Here is a 24,762-nt window from a genome sequence, read left to right on the forward strand (position 1 = left end):
GTGGCGGGCCGGAGCACGGCCATCCGGTGCAGGCCGTGGGTGCGGCGGGACTGGGTCCAGGCCTCGTGTTTGCGGACGGCTTTGAGGTATTCGAGTACGGACCAGTCGTCCAGGGTCTCGGGGTCGGTGCCGGCGAGCAGCCCGGCCAGTTCCGCCGGTTCCAGTTCCCGCCAGTCCTCCTCCCACAACTCGCGCGCCGGAGGCATCTCGACCGGGGCGATATCTTCCTGTCCCATGGTGCCTGTTCCAGCAGCAAGTGCATCAGGAGTTTCCTTTGAGCCAGTGGTGTCGCCGACTTCGACTAGCCCGTCAGCGGCGCCGTCGCTGGAACTGGAATCGCCATCGGAGGGCTCTTGAGAGGACACGAGCGCGGGGTCGGAAGAAGGCGTCGACGGGGAGTCCGACGGAGAGGCGCAGGAGCCGGAGCCGGAGTGCTCCTCCGGCTCCTGCGCCTCGTCCAACGGTTCCGCTGCCATGCTTCAACGCTACGCAGCGCAAGCTCCTGGTAGAACGGATGTTCGGCCTATGTGCAAAAGCGCCAGTTGATTTGGCCCTGTGTAGGACAACACCGCTGCCGAAGGTGACGAGCGTCTTATGAAGGAGAAGACCCGCCTGAATAGGACAAGTCGCCAACTGGTTCGTCGGGTGATCTCGATTCCAGCGCATAGCAAACCATTCCATGCGCGCACACCAAAAACCCGGCTGCCCGGCCGCCACAGGGGCGGCCAAAGCAACCGGGCTTTGGAACTGTCGGAGAGTACGCGGCCTAGATGGCTGCCTCACCACGTTCGCCGGTGCGCACCCGCACGGCTTCGTGGACGTCAACCAGCCAGACCTTGCCGTCGCCGGCGTGGCCGGTATTGGCCGTGGCGACCAGGACATCGACGATGTCGTCCGCCTGTTCGTCCGCGACCAGCACTTCGATCCGGATCTTGGGCAGCAGGTCCACGGTGTATTCCGCGCCGCGGTAAACCTCGGTGTGACCGCGCTGCCGGCCATATCCGCTTGCCTGGCTGATGGTCAGGCCCTGGACGCCGTAGCTTTCCAAGCTGTTGCGGACGGCGTCGAGCTTTTGCGGCCGAATGATCGCTGTCACCAGTTTCATGCGTTGACCTCTTCCTTGATGGCGGATCGGGCGCCCGCGTCATGCGCGCTGCGGTCGGTAGCCGGGTGTGGGATGAACGTGCCGCCGGTCCCCAGGCCGCCGAACTCGTAGGCGGATTCGGCGTGCTGGGTCAGGTCCACGCCAGTGACCTCTTGCTCTTCGGTCACCCGGAAGCCGATGGTCTTGTGGATCGCCAGCCCGATGAGGACGGTGAGCACCGCGCAGAACACCACGGATACCACTGCGGCCACGGTCTGTGCCCACAGTTGGGCGACGCCGCCGCCGTAGAAGAGGCCGCCGCCAACACCCTCGACTGGCAGGGCGATGAAGCCCAGGGCCAGCGTGCCGACCAGGCCCGCCACCAGATGGACACCCACCACGTCCAGCGAATCGTCATAACCGAACCGGTACTTCAGCCCGACCGCCAGCGCTGCCAGCACGCCGGCCACCAAGCCCAGGCCAACTGCGCCCACCGGGGAGACGTTCGCACAGGCCGGGGTGATGGCCACTAGGCCTGCAACCACGCCGGATGCTGCCCCCAGCGAGGTGGGACGGCCGTCGCGGATGCGCTCGGTCACCAGCCAGCCCAGCATGGCGGCTGCCGGAGCGGCCATGGTGTTGACCCAAATCAGCCCGGCTTCCTCGGCCGAACCTGCCGCGCCGCCGTTGAAGCCGAACCAGCCGAACCACAGCAGAGCGGCGCCAAGCATCACCAGCGGAATGTTGTGCGGGCGCTGGGCCGGGTCCTTGCCGAAGCCCTTGCGCTTGCCCAGGATCAGGGCCAGGATCAGGCCGGCCACGCCGGCGTTGATGTGCACCACGGTGCCGCCGGCGAAGTCGATTGCTTCTCCGGCCCACGCGCCGATGGCTCCTTCAGCGCCGAGCAGTCCCCCGCCCCAGATCATGAAGGCCAGCGGGCAGTACACCAGCGTGACCCAGATCGGTACGAAGAGCGCCCACGCGCCGAACTTTGCCCGGTCGGCGATGGCGCCGGAGATGAGCGCCACCGTGATGATCGCGAATGTGGCACCGTAGCCTGCGCCAATCAGGTCTTCGGTGTTCAGCAGCGACTCAAGGCCGAAGGCGGCGATCGGATTGCCGAAGAGCTGAGCCACTCCCTCGCCGCTGCTCATGGAGTAACCCCAGAGCACCCAGACCACCGCAACCAGCGCGATCGCGGAAAAACTCATCATCATCATGTTCAGGGCCGACTTGGCCCTCGTCATGCCGCCGTAGAAGAACGCCAATCCCGGCGTCATGAGCAGCACCAAGGCTGCCGAAATCATTACCCAGACGTGACCTGCTGACAGATCCATCTTCACGTCCTCTCGTCCTTCGGCAGGTAGCTTCCCGCCGCTGACTCAAGCCTGACGACGACGTGTTTCGGCAAACCGGAGCGTGCATTGCGGGAGTGTTACAAGAAACCCGCCCAGGTAAAACCGGCTTGTCCGGCGTGTTTCGGCAGTGTTACGGCGGTGGCAAACGCACGACGGCGGCGCCCGATTCCGACCGCGGCGTGGCACATGTGGGGTGGCACCTGCTACGAACGACGGCGCTGCCCACCCGGTCGTGCGCGGAGTGGCCGTGGCCCCGGGCCACTGTCACGAGGACGCCAATTTAACCGGGCTAGGCTTGATGACATGCCAGTTTCACGCCGCACGGAGCGCCATATCCGCCTGCCCGGTCTGCAACGCCCGGGCCGGGAAGCGCAGACTCCGCTGCCGCGGGATATCAAGGTCCTGATTGCGGCAGCCTTTGTGATCGCGCTCGGATACGGCTTGGTGGCGCCGGTGCTGCCGCAGTTCGCCGCCAGTTTCGACGTCGGCGTGGCGGCCGCGAGCGTGATTGTCAGTGTGTTTGCCTTCGCCCGGCTGGTGTTCGCTCCCGCCGGCGGGGTGCTGGTGGGCCGTTGGGGCGAGCGCCGCGTCTACCTCACCGGGCTGCTGATTGTGGCCGCTTCGACCGGAGCCTGCGCGATGGCGCAGGACTATTGGCAGCTGCTGATCTTCCGCGGCCTCGGCGGCCTGGGGTCAACCATGTTCACGGTGTCGGCCATGGCGCTGATCCTCAGGCTGGCCCCGCCGAACGGACGCGGCCGGGTCTCCAGCCTCTACGCGGGCACCTTCCTGATGGGCGGCATCCTGGGGCCGGTGGTCGGTGGCCTGCTGGCCGGGTTCGGCCTCCGGATGCCTTTCGTGGTCTATGCCGTGGCCCTGGTCGTGGCGGCCGCCGTCGTCGCCGTCCTGCTGAAGAAGCCCGCCCCCAGGACCGCCGACGACGGGCCGGCGCCGGTCGCGATGGATCTGCGCGAGGCGCTGTCGGATCCCGGCTATCGCGCCGCCGTCGTCTCAGCCTTCGCCAATGGCTGGGCCACCTTCGGCGTCCGGATGGCACTCATTCCGCTGTTCGCTGCGGCCGTGCTGGGTGCCGGTCCGGCGACCGCCGGCCTGGCGCTGGCCGTCTTCGCCGTCGGCAACGCGATGGCCCTGACCTTCTCCGGCCGACTCGCGGACAACGTCGGCCGCCGCCCGCTGGTGGTCGCCGGACTCACTGTCGCCGGACTTGCCATCGCAGCCATCGGTTTCATCGATTCCGTACCGGCCTTCGTGGCGGCCTCAGTGATTGCCGGCTTCGGATCCGGGCTGCTCGGGCCGGCGCAGCAGGCCGCCGTCGGCGACATCATCGGCAATGACCGCACCGGCGGCAAGGTGCTGGCCGTCTTCCAGATGGGCACCGATGCCGGGGCCATCATCGGCCCGGTCCTGGCCGGAATGCTGGCCGACCGGCTTAACTATGCCTGGGCCTTCGGCGTCACCGGTGCGGTCATGCTGGCCTCCGCCCTGCTCTGGCTGGTGTTCGGCCGAGAGACGCTGATGAAACCCGTCAAGGAAGCTGCGGCGGACTGACCCGCGCCACCCGGCAAGACCGCCGGCAAACGGCAGTTTCTGCGCCAGGCTCGCGTCTGTAGCCAAGCACCGTGTGCACCGCTATTCTCTGACCCATGACCGTTGGGGGACGCATTTTCGCGGGGTTCGCGGTGCTTTTCTGGGCCGTGCTGCCCGGTTTCGGAGTGATCGATCTGTCAACCATGTTCGTTGAGGATTCCTTCTTCGCCGAGGTTGCGGCGCTGGAGAGCAGCTGGGGCGTCCTCACCACCTTCGCAGTGGCCCTCCCATTCGGCTGGGCTGTGTTCCGGCCACGGGACGTTTGGCCGGTCCTCGCCCTGCTGTGGCTCACGACGGCGGCGCTCCTCCTTGGTGCATTGCTCGGCTTCAGCTTCGGCCCGGTGGTGATGGCCGGGGTGCTAGGCGTCATGACCCTCGGCCTGCTGTGGTCCGCCCGACGGGCCGACACTCGGTACCAGAAGCCGGTGTTGTCGGTGGACTGGCCGCTGCTCGTGCTGGCCGTGCTGGCCCTCCCCTTCTGGGCCGCCTACGCCTGGTACGCGCTCAACTTTTCCCGCACCACAGGGTCAGAGCCCGAATACTGGACTATGGGCATCGACCACTGGCCGGTCCAAGGCGCCCTGGGCCTGACGCTGGCCGCGGCAAGCCTGCTGCATGCGCTCTGGCCCCCGGCGCGTGCTCTTCTGCGGACCGTGCTGAGCTTCAGCGCCGTGTCGCTCGGTATCAGCTGGCTCCTCGGTCCGGAGGCCGGAGGCAGCGTGGACGTCACGCTGCTGGCCATCGCCGCGGTGCTCTGGGGTTTGCTCATCGCCCTCCGCACCCCGGGCGTATCGTCCGAAGCGGGCGCGCAGTCGACGAAGCGTCGGCAGAGCCTGCGCTCCACTGCGGCTTAATCCACCGCGATTTAAAGGAAAATCCCTCCCACCGGGCGTCAGGCCCGGCAGGAGGGATCGCCGTCGTGCGGTGTGCGCTGGGTGTGCGCTGCCCATAGCGGGCGGCGCCTTAGTGGGCACCGCGGCCTACTAGTTCAGCAGCGCGTCCAACTAGTTCAGCGGCACGTCCAACTAGTTCAGCAGCGCGTCCACGAAGTCTTCGGTTTCGAACGGGGCCAGGTCGTCGGCGCCTTCGCCCAGGCCCACCAGCTTCACCGGCACGCCCAGGCTGCGCTGGATGGCCACCACGATGCCGCCCTTGGCGGTGCCGTCGAGCTTGGTCAGCACGATACCGGTGATGTTGACGACCTCCGCGAAGACCTTGGCCTGGTTCAGCCCGTTCTGGCCGGTGGTGGCGTCCAGCACCAGCAGGACTTCATCGACCGTGGCCTGCTTTTCGATCACTCGCTTGACCTTGCCGAGTTCGTCCATCAGGCCCACCTTGTTCTGCAGGCGGCCAGCGGTGTCCACCATGACCACGTCGACTTCCTGGTCGATGCCGGCCTTGACCGCCTCAAAGGCGACGGAGGCTGGGTCCGCACCATCGACGTCGGACTTCACCGTGGGAACTCCCACGCGCGAGCCCCAGGTGGCGAGCTGCTCGGCCGCGGCCGCACGGAAGGTATCCGCGGCGCCCAGGATCACGTCCTTGTCCTCGGCCACCAGCACGCGGGCCAGCTTGCCCACCGTGGTGGTCTTGCCGACGCCGTTGACGCCCACCACCATCATCACGGCGGGGCGGTCGGCGTGGCGCATCACGGCCAGCGACCGGTCCATGGACGGGTCCACCAGCTTGATCAGTTCCTCGCGCAGCATGGCCTTGACCTGCTCCGGGTTCCGGCTGCCCTCCACCTTCACCCGGTCCCTGAGCGCGTCCACCAGTTCCAGCGTCGGGTCCGTGCCGAGGTCGGCCAGCAGCAGGGTCTCTTCGATTTCGTCCCAGACGTCCTCGTCGATCTTGTCGCTCGCGAGCAGCGCCAGCAGTCCCTTGCCCAGCGCGTTGTTGGACTTGACCAGCCGGGCGCGCAACCGGGCCAGGCGGCCCTGCACCGGCGCCGGTGTTTCCACCGGAATGGTCTCCAGCGCCGCGGCGTCCTCCGGAATTTCGACGCCGACCGGCAGCGGTTCCTCTTCGGTCGGCACCCCGATGGGCGGTGCCGTGGCCGTTGGTCCGCGGGGCGCTTCCAGTGTGTCGGTGCCGCCCCCGGCCGGCGGCGCGGCCGGGTCGTTGGCGTCCCGGGTGGTGGTGTAGGTGCCCGGCGGAGTCCTGCGCCCGCGCAGCAAAAGAGTTGCCACGAGGCCGATGACGGCGATGGCGATGACTACGTAAATGATGATCATGGTTGCGTCCACGGGGTCTAGCCTACCGGCCACCACGGCCCGCCGTGCAGGCGCGCCGGAGGACCGATTTCCGTCCGCGGTACACTGCGGGCATGTCCACCAAAGGCTCGGACCAGGGCGGGCCGAAGGCTGCACAGCCAGACCACGAGCGGGGCGCATCGGCGGGCCACGAGCAGGGTGCGCCGCCGCTGCCACCGCACGCCGAACCGAGCCTCAAAGGCCCGGCCGGCGACTTGCTGCTGCATGCTGCCCGCGGGCATTTTCTTCAACTCAAGGAACTGGCCGGGCCCGCCCGGCGGAACGCCCCGGATGCCGTGCACCAGCTACGCACCGCGACCCGCCGGCTGCGCTCGGTCTTGAAGGCCTACCGGAAACTGTTGGACCCGCCGCCGGACCTGCTGCAGGCCGAACTGAAGTGGCTCGCCGGCGAACTGGCTGCCGCCAGGGACGCGGAGGTGCAGGCCGAACGCCTGGGGCAGTTGCTGGCCGTCGCCGTCGAAGACCAGGCCGACGGCGAGGCCCAGGCCGACGGCGAGGCCCAGGCCGACGGCGAGGCCCGGGCCAACGGCGAGGCCCGGGGCCGCGAGCGGGACAACGGCGGGACGGCCGGGTCCGACGACGGGGACGGAACGGACGAGGCGCCCGGGAATGCACGCGCGGATCTGGACCTGCAGTTGGACCGGCAATTGGAGCGGAGGGTAGTGCCGGGCGCTCCCGGCACGGCACCTGCCGTCCGCCGTCTGAACGCCGAGCTGGCGGAACGGCTGCACGCCGGACACCGGCAGGTGGTGCGGGCCCTCAACGGCAAGCGTTACCGCCGGCTTGTGAAGGACATCGAGGCCTGGCTGGGCCAGCCGCAACTGGCCCCGCTGGCCTCCGAACCCGTCCGGCAGGTTGTGCCCCGGCTAGTGGGCCGGCAGTTCAAGCGTCTGCGCGCAGCAGCCAGCTCCGCCATCGCCGCCCCGGAGGGCTCGGAACAGGCGGAACTAGCGCTGCATGAGGCCCGCAAACGGGCCAAGCGGCTGCGCTATGCCGCCGAAGCGGCGGCGGTACTCTCCCCCATCGGCGCCGCGGACTTGGGCCAAGCGGCCCATGAAATTCAGAGCGTGTTGGGCGAACACCAAGATGCCGTGGTGGCACGCCAACTGCTGCGCCGAGTGGCGGCCAAGGCAGCCTACGACGGCGAGGATACCTTCCTCTACGGCCGTCTTGACGCCCTCGAACAGGCGGCGGCCCAGGAGGCGGTGTCAGAGTTCCAGACGCTCTGGCGCCGCTTCCCCTCGGCCAAACCGAAGAGCTGGGACAAACCGTGGAAGCCTGCCTGAGCGCTTGGCGGCATGGTTGCCTGCGGTAGGGCTGCCCGACCGCGCGCGGCGGCCGGGCCGCCCGACCGGGGCAGCAGCAGCTACGGCCGGACGCATCAGGCGACCGCGCCCACCACCTTCCGTACCGGCAGACCGCACGGCGACTGTACGATCAACGCATGAAGCCGTTCCTGCTGCTGGCCACACGGGCCGACGACACCGCAGCCGATGAGGAATATGCGGCCTTCGCCCGATTCGGTGGTCTGGAGCCGGATCAGCTGCGCCGGGTTCGGCTGGAAGCCGGGCCGATGCCGGCCATCAATCTGGACGACTACAGCGGCATCATCCTGGGCGGCAGCCCGTTCACTTCCAGCGACGACGACGCAACCAAGTCGTCCGTCCAGCTGCGGGTGGAAGCCGAGCTGGAGCAACTGCTGGACACCGTCGTCGCCCGCGATTATCCATTCCTGGGAGCCTGCTACGGCGTGGGCACGCTGGGACGGCACCGCGGCGGAGTGGTGGACCGGCAATACGGTGAGCCGATCGGCGCAGTCCAGGTAGTGTTGACCGACGACGGTGCCGCCGATCCCCTGCTGTCCGGCCTGACGCGGGAATTCAGCGCCTTCGTGGGACACAAAGAAGCCTGTTCCGTGTTGCCCGCGGGCGCGGTCCATCTGGCCGCATCGGAGCACTGCCCGTACCAAATGTTCCGGCTCCAGAACAACCTTTACGCCACCCAGTTTCACGCCGAATTGGATACCGAAGGCCTGCTGACCCGGATCTGGATCTACCGGGATGCAGGCTACTTTCCGCCCGACCAAGCGGAGGCTGTGATGGAGCAGGTGCGCAACAAGACGGTGTCCGTGCCGCAGCGAATCCTGCACAACTTCGTCACCCGCTACGCCACCGACTGACGGCACAACCGATCCCACAGAACCGACCCACCCACTGACCACCTACACCGAAGCAAGGAAACTGACGTGACTTTGAAAGAGCAGCTGCAGGCCGACGTCGTCGCCCATATGAAGGCCGGGAACAAGACGGCGCTGACCACCGTCCGCAATGTGCTGGGCGAGATCACCACCAAGGAAAAGTCAGGCAAGACGCCGGTGGAGCTGGACGATGCCCAGATCACTACCCTGTTGCAGAAGGAGGCGGCCAAACGCCGCGATACCGCCCGGATCTATACCGAAGCCGGCGAGTCGGAACGGGCCGCTGCAGAGAGCGCGGAAGCCGACATCATCGAGGCATACCTGCCCAAGCCGTTGAGCGAAGCCGAGGTGGCGGAGATTGTGGACAGCACCATCGCCGGTCTCAAGGCAGACGGAGTGGAACTGTCCATGCGCCAGATGGGAGCGGTGATGAAGCCGGTCACCGAGAAGGTCGCCGGCCGCTACAACGGCAAAGCGGTCAGCGAGATGGTCCGCGGACGGCTGGCCCAGCAGTAACGGCCCGGCACGGTTCACTCGCCGCCCCGAGCCCTGGGCGGGAAGCCGGCGTCGGGATAGCAGGCGTCAGGCATGATGGCGGGCGCTAAGCGGAATAGCAGGCGTCAGGCAGGATGGCGGGCGCTAGGCGGGATGGCCGGCGTCGAAATCCTTGACGTCGCTGAAGGACAAAAGGTCGGTGGCCTCTCCCCCGCGAGTCTCAATCGGCGCCAACAGGAAGCCGGTGTGGTCGCCCAGATCCACTTTTTTCACCACCCGGCCCACCATGACCCGCGCAGCGTCCGCCAGCAGCGGAACGTCCTCCGGCCCCGGCTCCCAGTCGCAGCGGGAGAACTTGTCCACCTGGTCACCGGTGGTTTCGCCGAAGATTTCTGCGAGCGCCCGTTGGCTGCGCGCCAGCACATGCACCGCGAGGACGGTGGCCTCCAACGCCACCGGATGGGTGTGGTTCAGCTGCGAGATGCAGACCAAGAACAGTGCTGGCTTCAGGCTGCACTGCGTGGCGAAGCCAACCAGGCAGCCGGACCGCTCGCCGCCGCCCACGGCGGTGACCACATACATCGGGTAGTCAAAGCCCTTCGAGAAGTCGCTCATGGGCTGCTCCGACGGTGCCTGTTTCTGCGCCATCTCCCCATCATGCCGTAAATCACAGCGGCCCTGCCTGCCCCCTCGACGGCGGCGGGCGTCCTGTCCGGCCCCACCCTTCCGGCCCGCCCGGTGCCTTGACGGCCCATCTGGTGCGTGGTTGGGTCGAAAGACCCCACCCGATCAACCGATCCTTTCCACGGCCTGTGCACCTGCACGGCCCATGAGGGTCACCACCAACAACGGGAGGCATGATTTGAAGAACGTATTTATTCTGGGACTGACCGACTTTCAGGCCGGCGAACTTGAGACCGTCCGCGGAGCCGAGAACTACACTTTCCACAGCCTGCTGGACTACGACCGACTGGTCGGCGCGCAGGAGATCGATTTCCAGGGCTTGCTGGAGGCAGCACGTCGGCAGTTGCGCGAATTCGACGGCAGCGTGGACGCGATCGTCTCCCACTGGGATTTCCCCACCAGCGTCATCGGCCCCATCCTCGCCAAGGAGTACGGCATCGCCGCGCCGTCGCTGGAGAGCGTGCTCAAATGCGAACACAAGTATTGGAGCCGGCTGGAGCAGCAGGCGTCCATCCCCGAGGTAGTTCCGCAGTTCGCCTCCTTTGATCCGTTCGACGACGATGCTTTGCAGCAGATCGACATTCCGTTCCCCTTCTGGGTCAAACCGGTGAAGGCGCACTCGTCCAACCTCGGATTCGAGATCCGCAGCGAAGAAGACTTCAATCACGCCATCGGGCAGATCCGGGCGGAGATCGAGCAGGTCGGGGATGCCTTCAACGAGGTCCTGAAGATGGTGGATCTGCCGGCGGAATTGCAGAATGCCGGCGGGAACACCTGTCTGGCCGAACAGTTCGTCGCCGGAACCCAGGCCGCCCCCGAAGGCACCATGTTCCGCGGCTCGTACAACGTCCACGGCGTCTTCGACATGCACAAGGACGCCGCCGGGACCAGCTTCGAACGGCTGGACTACCCGGCGAACAGCGTCCCGGAGGCTGTCCAGCAGCGCATGATCGACCTGGCCGAGCGGTACCTGCGGCACGTTGGTTTCGACAACGGCTGCTTCAACGCCGAATTCATGTGGGACCAGGCGGAGGATCAGCTCTGGCTGATCGAGTTCAACACCCGCATTTCCCAGTCGCACAGCGATCTCTTCGCCAAGGTGGACGGCGTGTCCAACCACGAGGTCGCCATCGACATTGCGCAGGGCGTCGAACCGTCTATGCCGCACCGCAAGGGTGAATTCGCCGTCGCCTCCCAGTGCATGGTCTTCCACGACGAAGACGCCATCGTGACCAGCGTCCCGGGCGAGCTGGACATAGCCCGGCTGGCCAAGCGGATCCCGCAGGCCAGTTTCACCCTGCAGGCGCAGGTGGGCGACCGGTTGTCCGAACTGCCCAACCAGGACAGCTACCGCTACGTCATCGGCATCCTGTATGTGGGCGCCGACGACCGCGACCAGCTGGTGGAGCGCTACAACGCCGCGGTCGACTTGCTGCCGTTCGAGTTCGAGGCAGTCGCCGCCGCATAGCCCCGCTGCGTGTGCCGGGCCGCAGCCACGCGGCCCGGCACACGCGTATCCTGCGCATCCGCACCCGGTGCGGGCCCCTGGTGCAGAGAACAGCCGAAAGGAGCACTGAGCACTGCATGAAAACCATCGAGAACTTTCCGCACACAGTCCATGCCATCGAAAACGTCTTCATTCCGATGCGCGACGGCGCACGGCTGGCGGCGCGGATCTGGATGCCGGAGGGTGCCGAGCAACTTCCGGTGCCGGCCATCCTCGAATACATCCCGTACCGCAAGCGGGACAACTCCCGCGGCCGCGACGAATTGAACCATCCTTATATGGCCGGCCACGGCTACATCAGCGTCCGCGTGGACATGCGCGGCAGCGGCGATTCCGACGGCGTGATGACTGACGAATACCGGCCGCAGGAACACGAAGACGCCGAGGACGTGATCGCCTGGCTGGCCGACCAGCCGTGGTGCGACGGCAAGGTGGGAATGATGGGTATCTCCTGGGGCGGCTTCAACAGCCTGCAGATGGCCGCCCGCCAGCCTCCGGCCTTGAAGGCGATCATCAGTGCCTCGGCCACCGACGACCTGTACGTGGACAACATGCACTACATGGGCGGCTGCCTGCTGGCCGACAACCTCTCCGAGGCCACCGTGATGTTTGCCTTCAACAGCCTGCCGCCGGACCCGGAAATCGTCGGCGAGCGCTGGCGCGAGATGTGGCAGGAGCGGCTTTCCGGCAGCGGCCTCTGGCTGGAGACCTGGCTGGAAAATCAGACCCGCGGCGAGTATTGGAAGCCGGCGTCGGTCTGTGAAGACTACTCGCAGGTGAAGATCCCGGTCATGGCCGTGGGCGGCTGGGCGGACGGCTACACCAACGCCATTTTCCGCCTGATGGAGAACCTGGACGTGCCGCGCCAGGGCCTGATCGGCCCCTGGGGGCACAAGTACCCGCATCTGGGCGTGCCCGGTCCGGCCATCGGCTTCCTGCAGGAGGCGGTGCGCTGGTGGGACCACTGGCTGAAGGACAAAGACACCGGCATGATGGACGAGCCGATGGTCCGGGCCTGGATGCAGGACGCGGTCTCCCCCGAGCCCTCCTATGAGGACCGTCCCGGCCACTGGGTGGCCGAACCGTCCTGGCCGTCGCCGAACATCGAGAATCAGCGCTGGCAGCTGGGCCGTTACGGCTTGTTCCCGGAAGGCTCGCCGGTGGAGCCCGGCGGCGGCGTCGACCTGCTCTCGCCGCTGAGCGTGGGCATGTTCGCCGGCAAGTGGGCGTCCTACGCGGCGCTGCCCGACCTGCCCTCCGACCAGCGCGAAGAGGACGGCGGCTCGCTGGTCTACGAGACCGAACCGCTGGAGGATGATCTTGAAGTCTTCGGCCGGCCGGTAGCCGCGTTTGAAGTCGCCTCGGACAAGCCTGTCGCCCAGCTGGTGGTCCGACTCTCCGATGTGGCGCCGCACGGCGAGGCCACCCGGGTCACCTACGGCCTGCTCAACCTGACTCACCGCGACGGCAGCGAGCAGCCGCAGCCGCTGGAACCCGGCGAGCGCTACCGGATCGAGATTCCCCTCAACGGGCTGGCGCAGTCGTTCCCGACCGGGCACCGGCTGCGGTTGTCGGTCTCGACGTCGTACTGGCCGTTGGTGTGGCCGGCGCCGGAACCGGCCACCGTCACCATCTTCTCCGGCGGCACCCTGGACATCCCGGTGCGTAAACCGCGGGCCGACGACGGCGAGCTGCGTCCCTTCGCGGAGCCGGAAGCGGCTCCGGAGCTGGCCACCACGCTGTTGAACCCGGGCAACCACCACTGGCGGACCATCCGCGATCTGGAGTCGGGCACGTCGACGGTGGAGATTATCAATGACCAGGGCCGGTTCCGGATCGACGAAACCGGCACGGACATCCGGCGGGTCAGCAACGAGTGGTATAGCTCCCGCGGGAACGACGTGAATTCGGTCCGCGGCGAGACCCAGACCATCCGCCGCTACGAACGCGGCGACTGGCGGGTCGAGGTGCAGACTAGGACCGTGCTGACCTCCACGCCGACGGATTTTGTGGTGAACGCACAGTTGGATGCGTACGAGCTGGACGAGGACAAGGGCAATCCCCGCGTCTACTCGCAGAACTGGCAGCGCAGCATCCCGCGGCAGCTGGTCTGACCCGCGCTCAACTGATCAGGATCTGGGTCGAAGACTCCTTGAGCTTCGAGTTGGCCCAGTGCATCTGGCGCACCGTCTCGGGGTGGCACTTCTGCGCCACCCCGAGCAGGTCGGTGTGTTTGATGCCCTGGGCCGCCTGCGCCAGCATTTCCCAGTCGGCGGAGACCCCGGACGCCTTCATATAGACCTCCCGCAGGTCGCGCAGCAGCAGTAAGCCGACGTCGCCGCGGCGGCCCAGGAGTTCACTGCCCTTTTCCCGGATCCGTTCGGCCCAGGCCCCCTCGTCCGTCGGCTCCGCGTCCAGGTCCAGCCCGTACTGCCGGCCGATCTCGGCGATCTCCCGCACGTGCTGCTGCGACCAGCGGGCCAGGTCGCGGCCGAGGTGGTAGATCTCGTGGTCCACCTTGTGCCGTTCGGAAATCTGAAGCAGTTCGTGGGCCAGGTCGTTTTCGGATCGGTGCAGCTCTTCCAGCACCAGGCCAATCCTCATGACAGTCCTCCCCCATGGGTCGTCTGCAGCTCTTCGTCAGCGCCGGCGCTGTCGCCTCCGGCCGTCTGCCGGCCAATCGCCCCGACCGGCGCGGAGGCCGTGGTGGTGGGAGCCGGTGCCGGTCCGTCGCCGGCACCAACTTTCTTGAGCCGGGCCGCGGCGGTCTTATAGATGGGCTGCTTAGACGCGGCATCCCAGTCGGTGATGGTCAGTTCGTTGGCCGCTCGCCCGGCGCCGTCGGGCTGGTGGCCGCCATCCGTGTCCCAATAGCCGTAGTGGAAGGGAAGGAAGAGCACGCCGTCCCTGATGCCGCTGATCCGCACCTGGGCCTGCACGGACCCCCGCGGCGTTGCCACCTCGGCGAGGTCCCCTTCGGCAATGCCGTAGGCGGCCGCATCGGCCGGGGACATTTCCACCCAGACATCGGGAGCCGCCGCCTGCAGTTGCGGTGCCCGGCCGGTCTTGGTCCGGGTATGGAAGTGGTAGAGCGTCCGTCCGGTGATCAGCTGCAGCGGGAAGTCCTGGCTGGGCAACTCATGCGGCGGCAAATAGTCAGCGGCTTTGAGCAGCGCCTTGCCGTCCGGGTTCAGCGCCTTGTACTCGTCCGGCTCCAGCGGGGCGCCGGTGAGCAGGTCCCGGCCGTAGCTTTCGCAGTAGTCCGGCGCGCTCCAGAACTGGCCGTCCAGATAGATCCGTTCGGTGCCGTCCGGGTTGTCCTCGTTGCAGGGCCACTGGATGCCCGAAGCGCCGCGCAGCTTCTGGTAGGTGATGCCGGTATAGTCGCAGGGCCGGCCGCGCGTGCACTCCTTCCACGCTTCGAAGGCCGATTCCGGGTCGTGCCATTTCACCAGCGGGCCGCCGTCCTTGTCCCGTAGATCCAGCCGCCGGGCGTAATCCAGGAAGATATCCAGGTCGGGTCGCGCCTCCCCCGGCGGATCCACCGCCTTCTCCGACAGGTGGACGGTCCGATCAACGTTGGTGAAGGTGCCGGTCTTCTCGCCCCAGGTCGCCGCTGGAAGCACCACGTCCGCCAGCTGCGCGGTCTCGGAGAGGAAGATGTCCTGCACCACCAGGAACAACCGCTCCTGTTCCAGGATCGAGCGGATCCGGCGCAGCTCCGGCAGCGAAACAGCGGGATTGGTGCCGCTGACCCAGAGCATCCGGATGGACCCGTCCTCCACGTACCGCATCATCTGCATCACGTGCGTGGGCGGCGACATGTGCGGGATCGCCATCGGGTCAACATTCCATAGCCTGGCCAGATCCTTGACGTGCTCGTCGTTGGACCAGTTGCGGAAGGCCGGGAAGTCGCCGTCGGCGCCGCATTCGCGGGTGTTCTGCGCCGTCGGCTGGCCGTTCATCTGCAGGATGCCGCAGCCGGGTTTGCCGAGCATCCCGCGGACGATGTTGATGTTATTGACCTGGACTGCGGCGGCGGTGGCCTGATTGGACTGGTAGAAGCCCTGGAGCACGGTGGAGAACAGCCGCTCGGCACCGCCGAGTACACGGGCGGCTTCGCGGATCTTTTCCACCGGGACGTCGCAGACGTCCGCCGCGAGCTCCGGCGGATACTCCTTCACCCGCTGTTCCAGTTCCTCGTAGCCCACGGCATGGGCCGTGACGTACTCGTGGTCCACCCAATCGTTGGCGATGATCTCGTGCAGCAGGCCGTTCATCAGCGCCACATTGGTGCCCGGCCGGGGCGCCAGGTGCACGGTCGCGGCCTTCGCCACCGGCGTGGACCGCGGATCGATACAGACGATTTTCGGCGGGTTGGGGCCGGCCAGCCGGTCCAGCACCCGGGACCACAGCACCACCTGGGTCTCCGCCATGTTGTGCCCGTAGAGCGCGATGACGTCCGCGTGGTCGATGTCCGTATAGGATCCGGGCTGGCCGTCGCAGCCAAACGACGCCTTCAGCGCCGCCGCTGCCGTCGCCGTACACAGCCGGGTGTTGCCGTCCACATGGCTGGTGCCCAGCCCTTTATGGGCTACCAGGCCCAGCGTGTAGTACTCCTCGGCAAACAGCTGACCGGTGGTGTAGAAACCGATGGCGCTGCCGCCCTGTTCGTCCAGCAGCTCCTTGGTCCGGCCCACCACCCGGTCCATGGCCGTGTCCCAGTCGGTTTCCACCAGCTTGCCGTTCTCCCGAATGAGCGGCTTGGTCAACCGGTCCGGTGATGCGTTCGCCTGCCAGCCATAGAGGTCCTTGGGTCCCAGCCGCCCGTGATTGACCCGGTCGGTGGCCCGCCCGCGCACCCCAGCCATCCGGCCGTCCTTGACCGCAATGTCCAGGGCGTCCCCGTTCGAGTGCAGGATGGAGGCCGTCTGCACCCATCGGTCCACGTCCTCCGGCTCCAGCCCGTCCTGCAGGTACATGTCCACCCGCACCGGCCAGTCCTGCCCGGCGGCGTACGGGGTCCGTGTCCCCCATGGCTCGGCTATCCGGTCTCTGCGGGTCATGGTGCCTCCGGTTGCTCCGCGGTGTCAGGGAACTGATTTTTAGGAACGACGACGGTCCGCGACCGCGGAGAAGTCCGGCAAGTGGCTTTCGGTGACCGGCTGGATTCCGGTCACCGTAGCGAAGCCGGCGGCCAGCAGTGCGAAGTCGCTTTCCGGTGGGGCCAGCTCCTGGCTGTCCGCGATGGCCAACCGGAGATGGTCTTCGCCCCGTTCGGCCACCGTGGTTTGCACGATGCCGAACTCGGCCAACGTCGCGGTCCGGAATTCGGGCAGCACGGTTCCGTCCACGTTCGGCACGTTGAGGTTCAGGACGGTGCCGGCGCGCTGGTCCATCAGGTACGGCAGCAACCCGGTGGCCAGCAGCGCGGCGGTCTCCCAGTTCAGCCCCTCCGGGTTCAGGCCGGTGTCCAGCGAAACTGCCATGCCGCGTCCGCCGTTCACCCCCGCGGTCAGCGCGGCCCCCACGGTGCCCGAGTGCAGGATCACCCGGCCCACGTTCGCCCCGCGGTTCACCCCGGAGAGCACCAGGTCGGGCCGGTCGCCAAAGGCGCCGTGCGTGGCGATCATGGAGATGAATCCGGGGGTGCCGTGCACGGCGAAAGCCGGCACGGACTCGAGCCCTTCCAGCGTCCGCTGCTCAACCCGGATGCGGCCCTCGTCCTCCCAGGCCGTGATGGAGGCGCTGCTGCCGCTGGCTTCGGTGACCGGGGCCGCGATGGTCACGTTCAGGCCGGCCTCCAAAGCGCCGGCGGCCAAGGCATGCAACCCCGGTGAGTCAATGCCGTCGTCGTTGGTGATCAGGACCATCTTCGGCGTGTTCATTGTTTCCAGACCTTTCGGGCCAGTTCGTCCGGACTGGCCTGCTGGTCAGCTGGCGGCTCCTCGGACTGGTAGGCCGAGACCGTCACCAGCTTGGTCAGGTTGCGGATGGCGCCCTCTTCGCCGGTGCCGAGGCCATGGCGGGTGACGTTTAGCGCGCCGGCGGCCGTGCCCAGCACCACCGCCTCGTGCATCGACCCGCCGTCGGCCAGCGTGGCGGCCACCCCGGCGGTCAACGAATCCCCGGCGCCGCGAGTGTCAACGCTCTGCATCTCGGGCACGAGGATCTGGCTGAGCTCGTCCTCGTGCAGCATCAGCGAGGGCAAATGCGCGCGGGTCACGATGACCGTGCCGGCCCCTTCCTCATGCAGGGCGTGCATGGCCTCGATGATCGCCTCGGGTTCGTCCGAACTGGCGCGCCCGCTCTCGGTGAGTTCGTCGTCGGCAATTTTGGCCACCGAGACGCCGCCGGCGAGCGCCGCGGTGAGCCGGTCGCCGGTCAGGTCAACGATCACCCGGCAGCCTGCGGTGCCCAGATCGGCAGCGAGTCTCCGGTAGACGTCGGAGGGGACGGCGTCCTCGCGGACTGCTCCGCTGAGGATCACGGTGCCGGCGTCCATGCCGACCTTCAAGGTCTGCCCGTACAGTTCGTCCAGGTCATGGCGGGTCAGCTTTTCACCCGGACTCTCCGCCACCAGTTCCCGGGCGCCCTCCCGCCGGTCATGGATATAGGCCCCGCTGCTGCCCTGCCCCTCCACCGGTACTACCTCAACGCCCTCGTCGGCGATCAAATGCCTGATGACGGTGCCGGTTTCGCCGGAGAAGACGGAGCACATGGTGACCGACGAGCCAAGGCCTGTCAGCATCCGCGCCTGCCAGACGCCCTGCCCGCCGGCATGAGAGTGGATATCCGGGCTGCCGTCGACATCCTCCACCGTCACGGTCAGTCCTGGCGACGGGGCGAAAACAACTACCGAACCCATCGCGCACCCCGATCCAAGCGGTTCGTCCTGGTTGTCGTCATGCCTGCCTCCTTTGCTCGGGCAGTCAACACGGCAACGCCGCTGCCCGGTATCCGTCTGCAGTGGTCCTTGGTTTCGACACTAACGCCGGTGGGCGGGCCGGACAATGGGCCGACCGCCCGGTGGTCGACCAAGCGAGCGCCAGCGAGCGCGTGGAGACCAGCCTCCATCGACCTCCGACAGCGCCCCGCTCGCAGCTATTCCGGCGTCTGGCCGGCCAACACCTGGTCGATGATGTCGTGAACGCGTTTCTCGGCAAGGATTTTGAAGTGCCCGGTGGTTTCCAGCCGGATGTTCACGCCGCCTTCCAGCCAGCAGCCGCCGGGAATGTGCGGGTCGAAGGCGCTGTAGGCGGACACGATCCGGTGGTTGACGTCCAGGTTCGCCAGCAGCTGCTGCAGCATCCGGTTCTTCGGCGAGAACGCCCGGACCATCGGCGTCACGGCAAACGCCGCGTAGCGGGAACCGGAAAAGGGGGTCCCGATGGCCACCATCCGCTGCACTCGCCCGGCGGGCTCCGCCGTCGTCATCAAGAGTTTGCCGATCAGGCCGCCCTTGCTGTGCGCAATGATCGTCACGTTCTCCAGGCCTTGCCCACGCAGGTAGTCGCCCACGACGTCCGCCATGCGCGCGATACTGCCGACGTTGTATCCCAGCGGCTCGACCACGTGCACCGGATGCCCGCGGCCGTGGACATGCTCAATCAACGGGAGCATGAAGGTCCAGGACTCGTAAATACCCGGAATAACGACGACGGGGCTCGCACTGTGCGCGCGGTCCCCCCGGTACTGTGCCGGGTCGGCCCTGGCGAGGAATCCACGGACGTGATGTCGGCCGAGGTAGATGTAGTCCTCCAGCCAGCCCAGGGCCCGCCGCAGCACCCGGAGCAGCCGAAGCAGCCGGTTCACGAGCGGTCCCCGACGGCGGCGTCCCCGCCGGGCCCAGCCGGTACCAAGCACAGCTGCGCCACCGGCCCGGGTGAGCGGAACATCATCACATGCCCCTCGCCGTCGATGTTGTCCACCGTGGTGCCCGGCAGGGCCTCGGCCAGCTCCTGGCACCAATACAGCGGCACGATCGGGTCCCGGCTGCCGCGGACGATCCGCACCGGTACCCGCACTCCGGCGATACGGTCCTCCAGCTTCTGGCCGAGCATCGCCGGCAGCAGGGAGAGGTACCAGCGCGGCCCGCAGCGCAGATAGTCGGTCACTTCGATCGCGTCCACCGCCAGCGGTTCCCGGAAGCCGTCCTGGAACAGCCGCAGACCCTGCTTCCACGCGGTACGCTCGCGGCGGTTGGAAGTCGGTGCCAGCAGCACCACCGCGGTGGCCGCCCCGGGGTGCAGCAGGGCCAGTTCGGTGACGACCTGGCAGCCCATCGAGTGGCCCACCAGCACCGCGGGCCCGATCCGCAGCCGGTCCAGGGCGCCGTGGACCAACCGGGCCAAATCCACCAGGTCGAGGGTTCGCTCCGGCTTGGGCAGGCCGCCGTGGCCGGGCAGGTCGACCAGGTGGACGGTGCCGTGCCGGGCGAGTTCGGTCGCGAGGGGTTCAAAGTAACGGCCGGAAACGCCGATCCCGTGCACCAGCACGAAGACCGTCGGGCCGGAGCCGACCGTCCGGACGCGAAGCCGGCAGCCGTCGATGGTCAGCAGCTGCGCCGTTTCCCCCGGAATCTTTACCATCGCCCGCCTCCCTGCTTTAGTCCACCAGAGCCTTGGCATGCTCCAGCCGCTGCGAGATCACGGTGGTGACGCCGTCGCCCCGCATGGTCACGCCGTACAGGGCGTCGGCCACTTCCATGGTGCGCTTCTGGTGCGTGATGACAATCAGCTGGCTGGATTCGCGCAGCTCCTCGAAGATGGTGATCAGCCGGCCCAGGTTGGTGTCGTCCAGCGCGGCTTCCACCTCGTCCATCACGTAGAACGGCGACGGGCGGGCCTTGAAGATCGCTACTAGCAGTGCCACCGCAGTCAGCGAGCGCTCGCCGCCGGAAAGCAGGGACAGCCGCTTGATTTTTTTGCCGGCCGGCCGGGCCTCCACCTCGATGCCCGTGTTGAGCATGTCCTCCGGATCGGTGAGCACCAGCCGGCCCTCGCCGCCGGGGAACAAGCGGCCGAACACCCGCTCGAACTGCACGGCGGTGTCGCGGTAGGCCTCGGTGAAGACCTGCTCCACCCGCTCGTCGACTTCCTTGATGATGTCCAGCAGGTCCTTGCGCGTGGCCTTCAGGTCCTCCAGCTGGGTGCTCAGGAACTGGTGGCGTTCCTCCAGCGCGGCGAACTCCTCCAGCGCCAGCGGATTGACCTTGCCCAGCGCGGCCAGATCCCGTTCGGCTTTCTTGAGCCGCTTCTGCTGCTCCTCGCGCACGAACGGAACGCCCTCGACCACGTCATTGCCTGCCTCGTCCACCGGAGCCCGCAGCGCGGCCCACTTGTCGGTCGACGCCGCCGTGGCGACCGGCACCGGCTGGTCCGGCCCGTACTCGGCAATCAGATGGTCCGGCGTCAGGCCCAGCTCTTCGATGGACCGGGTCTGCAGGGCCTCGATTTTCAGCCGCTGCTGGGCCCGGGCCAGTTCGTCGCGGTGCACGGTGTCCGTCAGGTCCCGTAGTTCTGTGGCGAGCGCGTCGGTGGACGAGCGCACGGTGGACAGCTCCGTCTCCCAGGCAGCGCGGACCTCTTCGGCCTCGTCGCGTTCCCGTTCGGCCAGATCCACCGAGACGTCGAGCCAGGCCAGCGTCTGCTGCGCGCCTTGGGCCACGGCGGCGGCCTTGGCTGCCTGCAGCCGGCGCTTGCGGGCGCGCTCTGCCGCCTGCGCCCGGGCATGGCGTTCGGTCGCGGCGGCCCGCTCCAACGACGCCGCGCGGTTGCCGATGGCGGTCAGCTGTTCCTCGCCGGAACGCAGCGCCAGCCGGGCTTCCATTTCCACCTGGCGGGCGTGGGTAGCCGCGGCGGCGAGCGCATCACGCTTGTCGGTGGACGGTTCGGCTTCAGCCGGAGCGTCCTCGGCGGCCTGTGCCGCGCCGAGGCGTTCGGTGATTTCGGCCAGCTTCTGCTGCTCTGTCACGATGTTGGCCTCGGCGGCAGCCACCAGCTTGGCCAGCCGTTCGCTCTCGCCGGTGGCTGACCGCAGCGCTGAGCCGAGCTGTCCCAGCCGTTCGGCCACGGCTGCCAGCCGGGCGTCGGATTCGTGCAACTGTTCCAGGGCCGCGTCGGCCCGCAGCTTGGCTTCGTCCCGGCGCGAGGCTGCGCCGGCGATCGCAAACTTGGCCCGTTCGCCGCGGGCCGTCGCGGCCTCCAGCCGCTGCGCGGTCTCGTCCACGGCGGCCTGGACCTCCAGCAGGCTGGGGCCGCCGGCGGAGCCGCCCCGAGCGGAGCAGGACGTGAAAATGTCGCCTTCGCGGGTGACCGCGGTGAGCGCCGGGTCGGCTGCAACAACGCGCGCGGCGGCGTGGAGGTCTTCCACCACGACGACGGCGGCCAGCAGCGCGCGGACTGCACCCTCTACGCCCTGCTTGGCCTGGACCAGGCTGTTCGCCGGAATGGCGCCCGCCGGGGTCTCCACGCGGTCGCTGGCGCTCCCTTGGTCGACCACCGAAGATCGGTCGCTGGCGCCGGTGGTCGATGGAGGCGCGCCAGCGCCGAGTAGAGACCGGTCGACAACCGAGCCGGCGATGAGCAGGTCTACTTGACCGGCGTCGTCGGTCTTCATCAGTTCCAGTGCCCGGACGGCGGCGTCCGGGTCGGCGACGGCAACGGCTTCCGCCAGCGGGCCCAGGGCCGCGGCGATGGCGGCCTCGTAGCTCGGTTCCACCGTGATGAGGTCCGCCAGCGGGGCCAGCACGCCGTCGGTGCCGGAGGCCAGCAGCGTCTCGCTGCCGTCCCGCCGGTTCAGCCCCACTTCAAGGGCCTCCTTGCGGGCGGTTAGAGCATCGCGCTCGCGCTCGGCCTCGCGTTCGTCGGCCCGCAGCTGCTCCAGTTCCGCTTCGATCTCTGCCAGTTCGTCGCTGGCCTCCTCATAGGCGGCGTCCAGGCCTTCTTCGCCTTCTTCCACCCCTGCCGCCTGGGATTCGAGCGCGGTGAACTCGGCCTGGGCGTGGCGGCGGCGTTCCTCCCCCTCGGTGATCGACGTGCGGAGCCGGCCCAGCTCCGCCTCGGCAGACTCCACCCGGGAGCGTGCCGCCCCCACTTGGCCGGCCAGCTTGGCCAGCCCTTCGCGCCGGTCGGCCGCGGCCCGCAGGATGTTGGTCAGCCGCTTCTCTTCGTCCTGCGCGTCCCGTTCCGCCGCGGCGCGCGCTTCGATCGCGTCGTCCAATACCTCGCGGCGGTCCTCCAGCTCGAACTCCAGCTCGGCCTGCTCCTCGCGGACCTCGGCCGCCTGCTGCTCCAGAATCTCCGGGTCCCGTCCGCTGTCCGGTTCCTGGTCGGCGGAGCCGAGCAGCCGCCGTCGTTCATTGGCAAGGCTGGCGAGCGCGCGGAAGCGTTCGCGCGTTGACGAGAGCTGGTACCAGCTGTCCCGCGCAGCATTGAGTTTGGGTGTGGCCTCCGCCGCCAGCCGCTCCAGTTCGGCCAGCCGGCTGCGGCCTGACGCCAGGGTCTTCTCCACCTCGGCCTGCCGGGACTTCAGCGCAGCCTCGTCGGCCACCTCCTGCTCCAGCGAGGTGCTCAGTTCCACCAGCTCGTCCGCCAGCAGCCGGGCCCGGGCATCGCGGACTTCGAACTGCACCTGCTGGGCCCGGCGGGCCACTTCGGCCTGCTTGCCGAGCGGGGTCAGCTGGCGGCGGATTTCGCCGGTGAGGTCGGTGAGCCGCTGCAGGTTCGCCTGCATGGACTCCAGCTTGCGCACCGTCTTTTCCTTGCGTCGGCGGTGCTTGAGGATGCCGGCAGCCTCCTCCACGAAGCCGCGGCGGTCCTCCGGGGTGGCGTGCAGGACCTTGTCCAGCTGGCCCTGGCCGACGATCACATGCATCTCGCGGCCGAGGCCGGAGTCAGAGAGCAGTTCCTGGATGTCCAGCAGCCGGCAACTGCTGCCGTTGATGGCGTATTCGGAGCCGCCGGTACGGAACAGGGTGCGGGAAATGGTGACTTCGGAGTATTCGATCGGCAGCGCGCCGTCGCTGTTGTCGATGGTTAGCGAGACATGCGCGCGGCCCAGCGGCGGCCGGCCTGCAGTGCCGGCGAAGATGACATCCTCCATCTTGCCGCCGCGCAGGGTTTTGGCGCCCTGCTCCCCCATCACCCACGCGAGGGCGTCCACCACGTTGGATTTGCCCGACCCGTTCGGACCGACAACAGCGGTCACGCCGGGCTCGAAGTCGAAAGTCGTCGCCGACGCAAAAGACTTAAAGCCCCGCACAGTCAGAGATTTAAGATGCACGTTGTGTCTCCCGCGGCGGACGTTTCCTTGCAACAATCTACCGTGTCAACCGCGTATTCCCCGGCACCACGGCCTTGTCCCGGCGGACAAACAGGTGTAGTACCTAGCGGAGGTGGCCGGTCTCACTGGCCACGGAGATCTAATCCAGGCCGTGTCCGGATAGAGGTGCAACCTCCCGTGTCAGATCCAGCCAGCTTTCCGGGGCAGCGCATTGCCGCCATTGTTCCCTGCCACAACGAAGAACCGACGGTAGCCGCAGTAGTCCGGGATCTCCAGTTGGCTGTCCCCGGGATCACGGTCTACGTCTATGACAACAACAGTTCAGACCGCACCGCGGAACTGGCGAGGGCAGCCGGAGCGGTCGTCCGGCACGAAGCGCGCAAGGGCAAGGGCAACGTTCTCCGGCGCGCATTCGCCGACATCGACGCCGACATCTACGTCACGATCGATGGCGACGACACCTACGAGGCAGCGGCCTTGCCACGCATGATCGAAGCCCTGCTGGCAGGCCCGTACGATCACGTGCTGGGAGTTCGTTCCTCCGGAGAAGCCGGGTCCTACCGCCCGGGACACGAAATGGGCAACCGGATGTTCAACCGGGTGGTCAGCCTCCTCTTTCGATCCCAGGTTTCCGACATGTTGTCCGGGTACCGGGTGTTTTCCCGCCGCTTCGTTAAGTCGTTCCCCGCCGTCTCCAAGAAATTCGAGATCGAAACCGAACTCACAGTGCACATGACCTCGCTGCGCCTGCCGCAGGCCGAGGTCGAGATCGGATTCGGTGAACGGCCCGCGGGAAGCGAAAGCAAACTCCATACCTACACCGACGGCTTAAAAATTCTCTATCTCATCGTGCAGCTGGTCCGCCATGAACGGCCGACCCTTTTCCATGGCATCATCGCCGCGGCGCTGGCATTGATCTCGCTCGGGGTGGGGGTTCCCGTGGTGCTGGAGTATTTTGAAACCGGCTTCGTCCCCCGCTTCCCGACGGCGATCCTGGCTGCCGCTTTGATGGGGATGGCCGTCCTGGTGGGCTGCATCGGCATCATCCTCGACGCTTTGAAGCGTGGGCGGCGTGAAGCAGCCCGGCTGGCCTATTTGCGTCTGGAGCCGCCCCCGCACCCGCAGGATGCGGATGCACTGCAGCCGGACGCCGAAGCGGTGCGTTTCGACGGGAAGACACAGTGACCGGTGCATCCGCCCGCCCGTCCCGCGGCAGCACCGGCAGCCTCGTCGGCGGGCGGACCCCGTGGACGGCGCCGGACTATTGGTGG

The 24,762-nt window shown here is 67.6% G+C and carries 20 protein-coding genes; 8 read left to right on the forward strand and 12 right to left on the reverse strand.

Annotation, left to right across the window (positions count from 1 at the left end; all coding sequences use genetic code 11):
- From ACWF5H_RS17840 to ACWF5H_RS17850, 3 genes are all read right to left on the reverse strand, one after another.
- Window positions 1-476, reverse strand: a 476-nt coding sequence (locus ACWF5H_RS17840) for a hypothetical protein (RefSeq protein ID WP_452038537.1), incomplete at its 3' end; no start/stop codon positions are given.
- A gap of 290 nt (window positions 477-766) precedes the next feature.
- Window positions 767-1,105: a P-II family nitrogen regulator gene (locus tag ACWF5H_RS17845; RefSeq protein ID WP_364650514.1), complete on the reverse strand. Its 339-nt coding sequence runs from the start codon at window positions 1,103-1,105 to the stop codon at window positions 767-769.
- Window positions 1,102-2,421: an ammonium transporter gene (locus tag ACWF5H_RS17850; RefSeq protein ID WP_452038538.1), complete on the reverse strand. Its 1,320-nt coding sequence runs from the start codon at window positions 2,419-2,421 to the stop codon at window positions 1,102-1,104. The genes ACWF5H_RS17845 and ACWF5H_RS17850 overlap by 4 nt, the downstream gene beginning before the upstream one ends.
- A gap of 324 nt (window positions 2,422-2,745) precedes the next feature.
- On the opposite strand from ACWF5H_RS17850, the gene ACWF5H_RS17855 reads away from it, so the two are divergent.
- Together ACWF5H_RS17855 and ACWF5H_RS17860 are read left to right on the forward strand one after the other, a co-directional pair.
- Window positions 2,746-4,011 carry an MFS transporter gene (locus ACWF5H_RS17855; protein ID WP_452038540.1) on the forward strand — a complete coding sequence of 422 codons (1,266 nt, stop codon included), beginning with the start codon at window positions 2,746-2,748 and terminating at the stop codon, window positions 4,009-4,011.
- A 95-nt stretch (window positions 4,012-4,106) separates the two neighbouring features.
- Window positions 4,107-4,904, forward strand: coding sequence for a hypothetical protein (locus ACWF5H_RS17860; protein WP_452038541.1), 798 nt, complete (start codon window positions 4,107-4,109; stop codon window positions 4,902-4,904).
- Window positions 4,905-5,075: 171 nt separating this feature from the next.
- On the opposite strand, the gene ftsY is transcribed toward ACWF5H_RS17860, so the two are convergent.
- On the reverse strand, window positions 5,076-6,284 hold the full coding sequence (ftsY, locus tag ACWF5H_RS17865; protein ID WP_452038609.1) for a signal recognition particle-docking protein FtsY: 1,209 nt from the start codon (window positions 6,282-6,284) through the stop codon (window positions 5,076-5,078).
- A 92-nt stretch (window positions 6,285-6,376) separates the two neighbouring features.
- Here ftsY and ACWF5H_RS17870 point away from each other — a divergent pair, with 92 nt between their 5' ends.
- The 3 genes from ACWF5H_RS17870 (at window position 6,377) to ACWF5H_RS17880 (ending at window position 9,036) form a co-directional block, all read left to right on the forward strand.
- Complete coding sequence (locus ACWF5H_RS17870; RefSeq protein WP_452038542.1) at window positions 6,377-7,609, forward strand: CHAD domain-containing protein; 1,233 nt, start codon at window positions 6,377-6,379, stop codon at window positions 7,607-7,609.
- Between the two features lie 158 nt (window positions 7,610-7,767).
- Window positions 7,768-8,502 (forward strand): glutamine amidotransferase, encoded by a 735-nt coding sequence (locus ACWF5H_RS17875; protein ID WP_452038543.1) that lies wholly within the window; start codon window positions 7,768-7,770, stop codon window positions 8,500-8,502.
- A 66-nt stretch (window positions 8,503-8,568) separates the two neighbouring features.
- A complete protein-coding gene (locus ACWF5H_RS17880; RefSeq protein ID WP_452038544.1) occupies window positions 8,569-9,036 on the forward strand; it encodes a GatB/YqeY domain-containing protein in 468 nt (155 codons plus the stop codon).
- 123 nt (window positions 9,037-9,159) lie between these two features.
- Here the strand turns inward: ACWF5H_RS17880 and ACWF5H_RS17885 are convergent, their stop codons facing one another.
- Window positions 9,160-9,630, reverse strand: coding sequence for a flavin reductase family protein (locus tag ACWF5H_RS17885; protein ID WP_452038545.1), 471 nt, complete (start codon window positions 9,628-9,630; stop codon window positions 9,160-9,162).
- Window positions 9,631-9,877: 247 nt separating this feature from the next.
- On the opposite strand from ACWF5H_RS17885, the gene ACWF5H_RS17890 reads away from it, so the two are divergent.
- Together ACWF5H_RS17890 and ACWF5H_RS17895 are read left to right on the forward strand one after the other, a co-directional pair.
- On the forward strand, window positions 9,878-11,167 hold the full coding sequence (locus ACWF5H_RS17890) for an ATP-grasp domain-containing protein (protein WP_452038547.1): 1,290 nt from the start codon (window positions 9,878-9,880) through the stop codon (window positions 11,165-11,167).
- A gap of 116 nt (window positions 11,168-11,283) precedes the next feature.
- On the forward strand, window positions 11,284-13,320 hold the full coding sequence (locus tag ACWF5H_RS17895) for a CocE/NonD family hydrolase (RefSeq protein WP_452038549.1): 2,037 nt from the start codon (window positions 11,284-11,286) through the stop codon (window positions 13,318-13,320).
- Window positions 13,321-13,327: 7 nt separating this feature from the next.
- Here ACWF5H_RS17895 and ACWF5H_RS17900 read toward each other — a convergent pair whose 3' ends face one another.
- From ACWF5H_RS17900 to smc, 7 genes are all read right to left on the reverse strand, one after another.
- Entirely contained in the window at window positions 13,328-13,810 is a 483-nt protein-coding gene (locus ACWF5H_RS17900) for a hypothetical protein (protein WP_452038550.1), read from the reverse strand.
- Window positions 13,807-16,272, reverse strand: coding sequence for a molybdopterin oxidoreductase family protein (locus tag ACWF5H_RS17905; RefSeq protein ID WP_452038551.1), 2,466 nt, complete (start codon window positions 16,270-16,272; stop codon window positions 13,807-13,809). Before ACWF5H_RS17905 ends, ACWF5H_RS17900 begins: the two co-directional genes overlap by 4 nt.
- 39 nt (window positions 16,273-16,311) lie before the next feature.
- Complete coding sequence (gene surE, locus ACWF5H_RS17910; protein WP_452038552.1) at window positions 16,312-17,094, reverse strand: 5'/3'-nucleotidase SurE; 783 nt, start codon at window positions 17,092-17,094, stop codon at window positions 16,312-16,314.
- Window positions 17,091-18,074: a 1-phosphofructokinase family hexose kinase gene (locus ACWF5H_RS17915; RefSeq protein WP_452038553.1), complete on the reverse strand. Its 984-nt coding sequence runs from the start codon at window positions 18,072-18,074 to the stop codon at window positions 17,091-17,093. The genes surE and ACWF5H_RS17915 overlap by 4 nt, the downstream gene beginning before the upstream one ends.
- Before the next feature lie 236 nt (window positions 18,075-18,310).
- A complete protein-coding gene (locus ACWF5H_RS17920) occupies window positions 18,311-19,021 on the reverse strand; it encodes an esterase/lipase family protein (RefSeq protein ID WP_452038554.1) in 711 nt (236 codons plus the stop codon).
- On the reverse strand, window positions 19,018-19,797 hold the full coding sequence (locus tag ACWF5H_RS17925; protein WP_452038556.1) for an alpha/beta fold hydrolase: 780 nt from the start codon (window positions 19,795-19,797) through the stop codon (window positions 19,018-19,020). The genes ACWF5H_RS17920 and ACWF5H_RS17925 overlap by 4 nt, the downstream gene beginning before the upstream one ends.
- A gap of 16 nt (window positions 19,798-19,813) precedes the next feature.
- Window positions 19,814-23,491 carry a chromosome segregation protein SMC gene (smc, locus tag ACWF5H_RS17930; protein ID WP_452038558.1) on the reverse strand — a complete coding sequence of 1,226 codons (3,678 nt, stop codon included), beginning with the start codon at window positions 23,489-23,491 and terminating at the stop codon, window positions 19,814-19,816.
- A 177-nt stretch (window positions 23,492-23,668) separates the two neighbouring features.
- On the opposite strand from smc, the gene ACWF5H_RS17935 reads away from it, so the two are divergent.
- Window positions 23,669-24,676 carry a glycosyltransferase gene (locus ACWF5H_RS17935; RefSeq protein ID WP_452038559.1) on the forward strand — a complete coding sequence of 336 codons (1,008 nt, stop codon included), beginning with the start codon at window positions 23,669-23,671 and terminating at the stop codon, window positions 24,674-24,676.
- Window positions 24,677-24,762: the final 86 nt, after the last annotated feature.

Source organism: Arthrobacter sp. NPDC055138 (assembly GCF_053607305.1).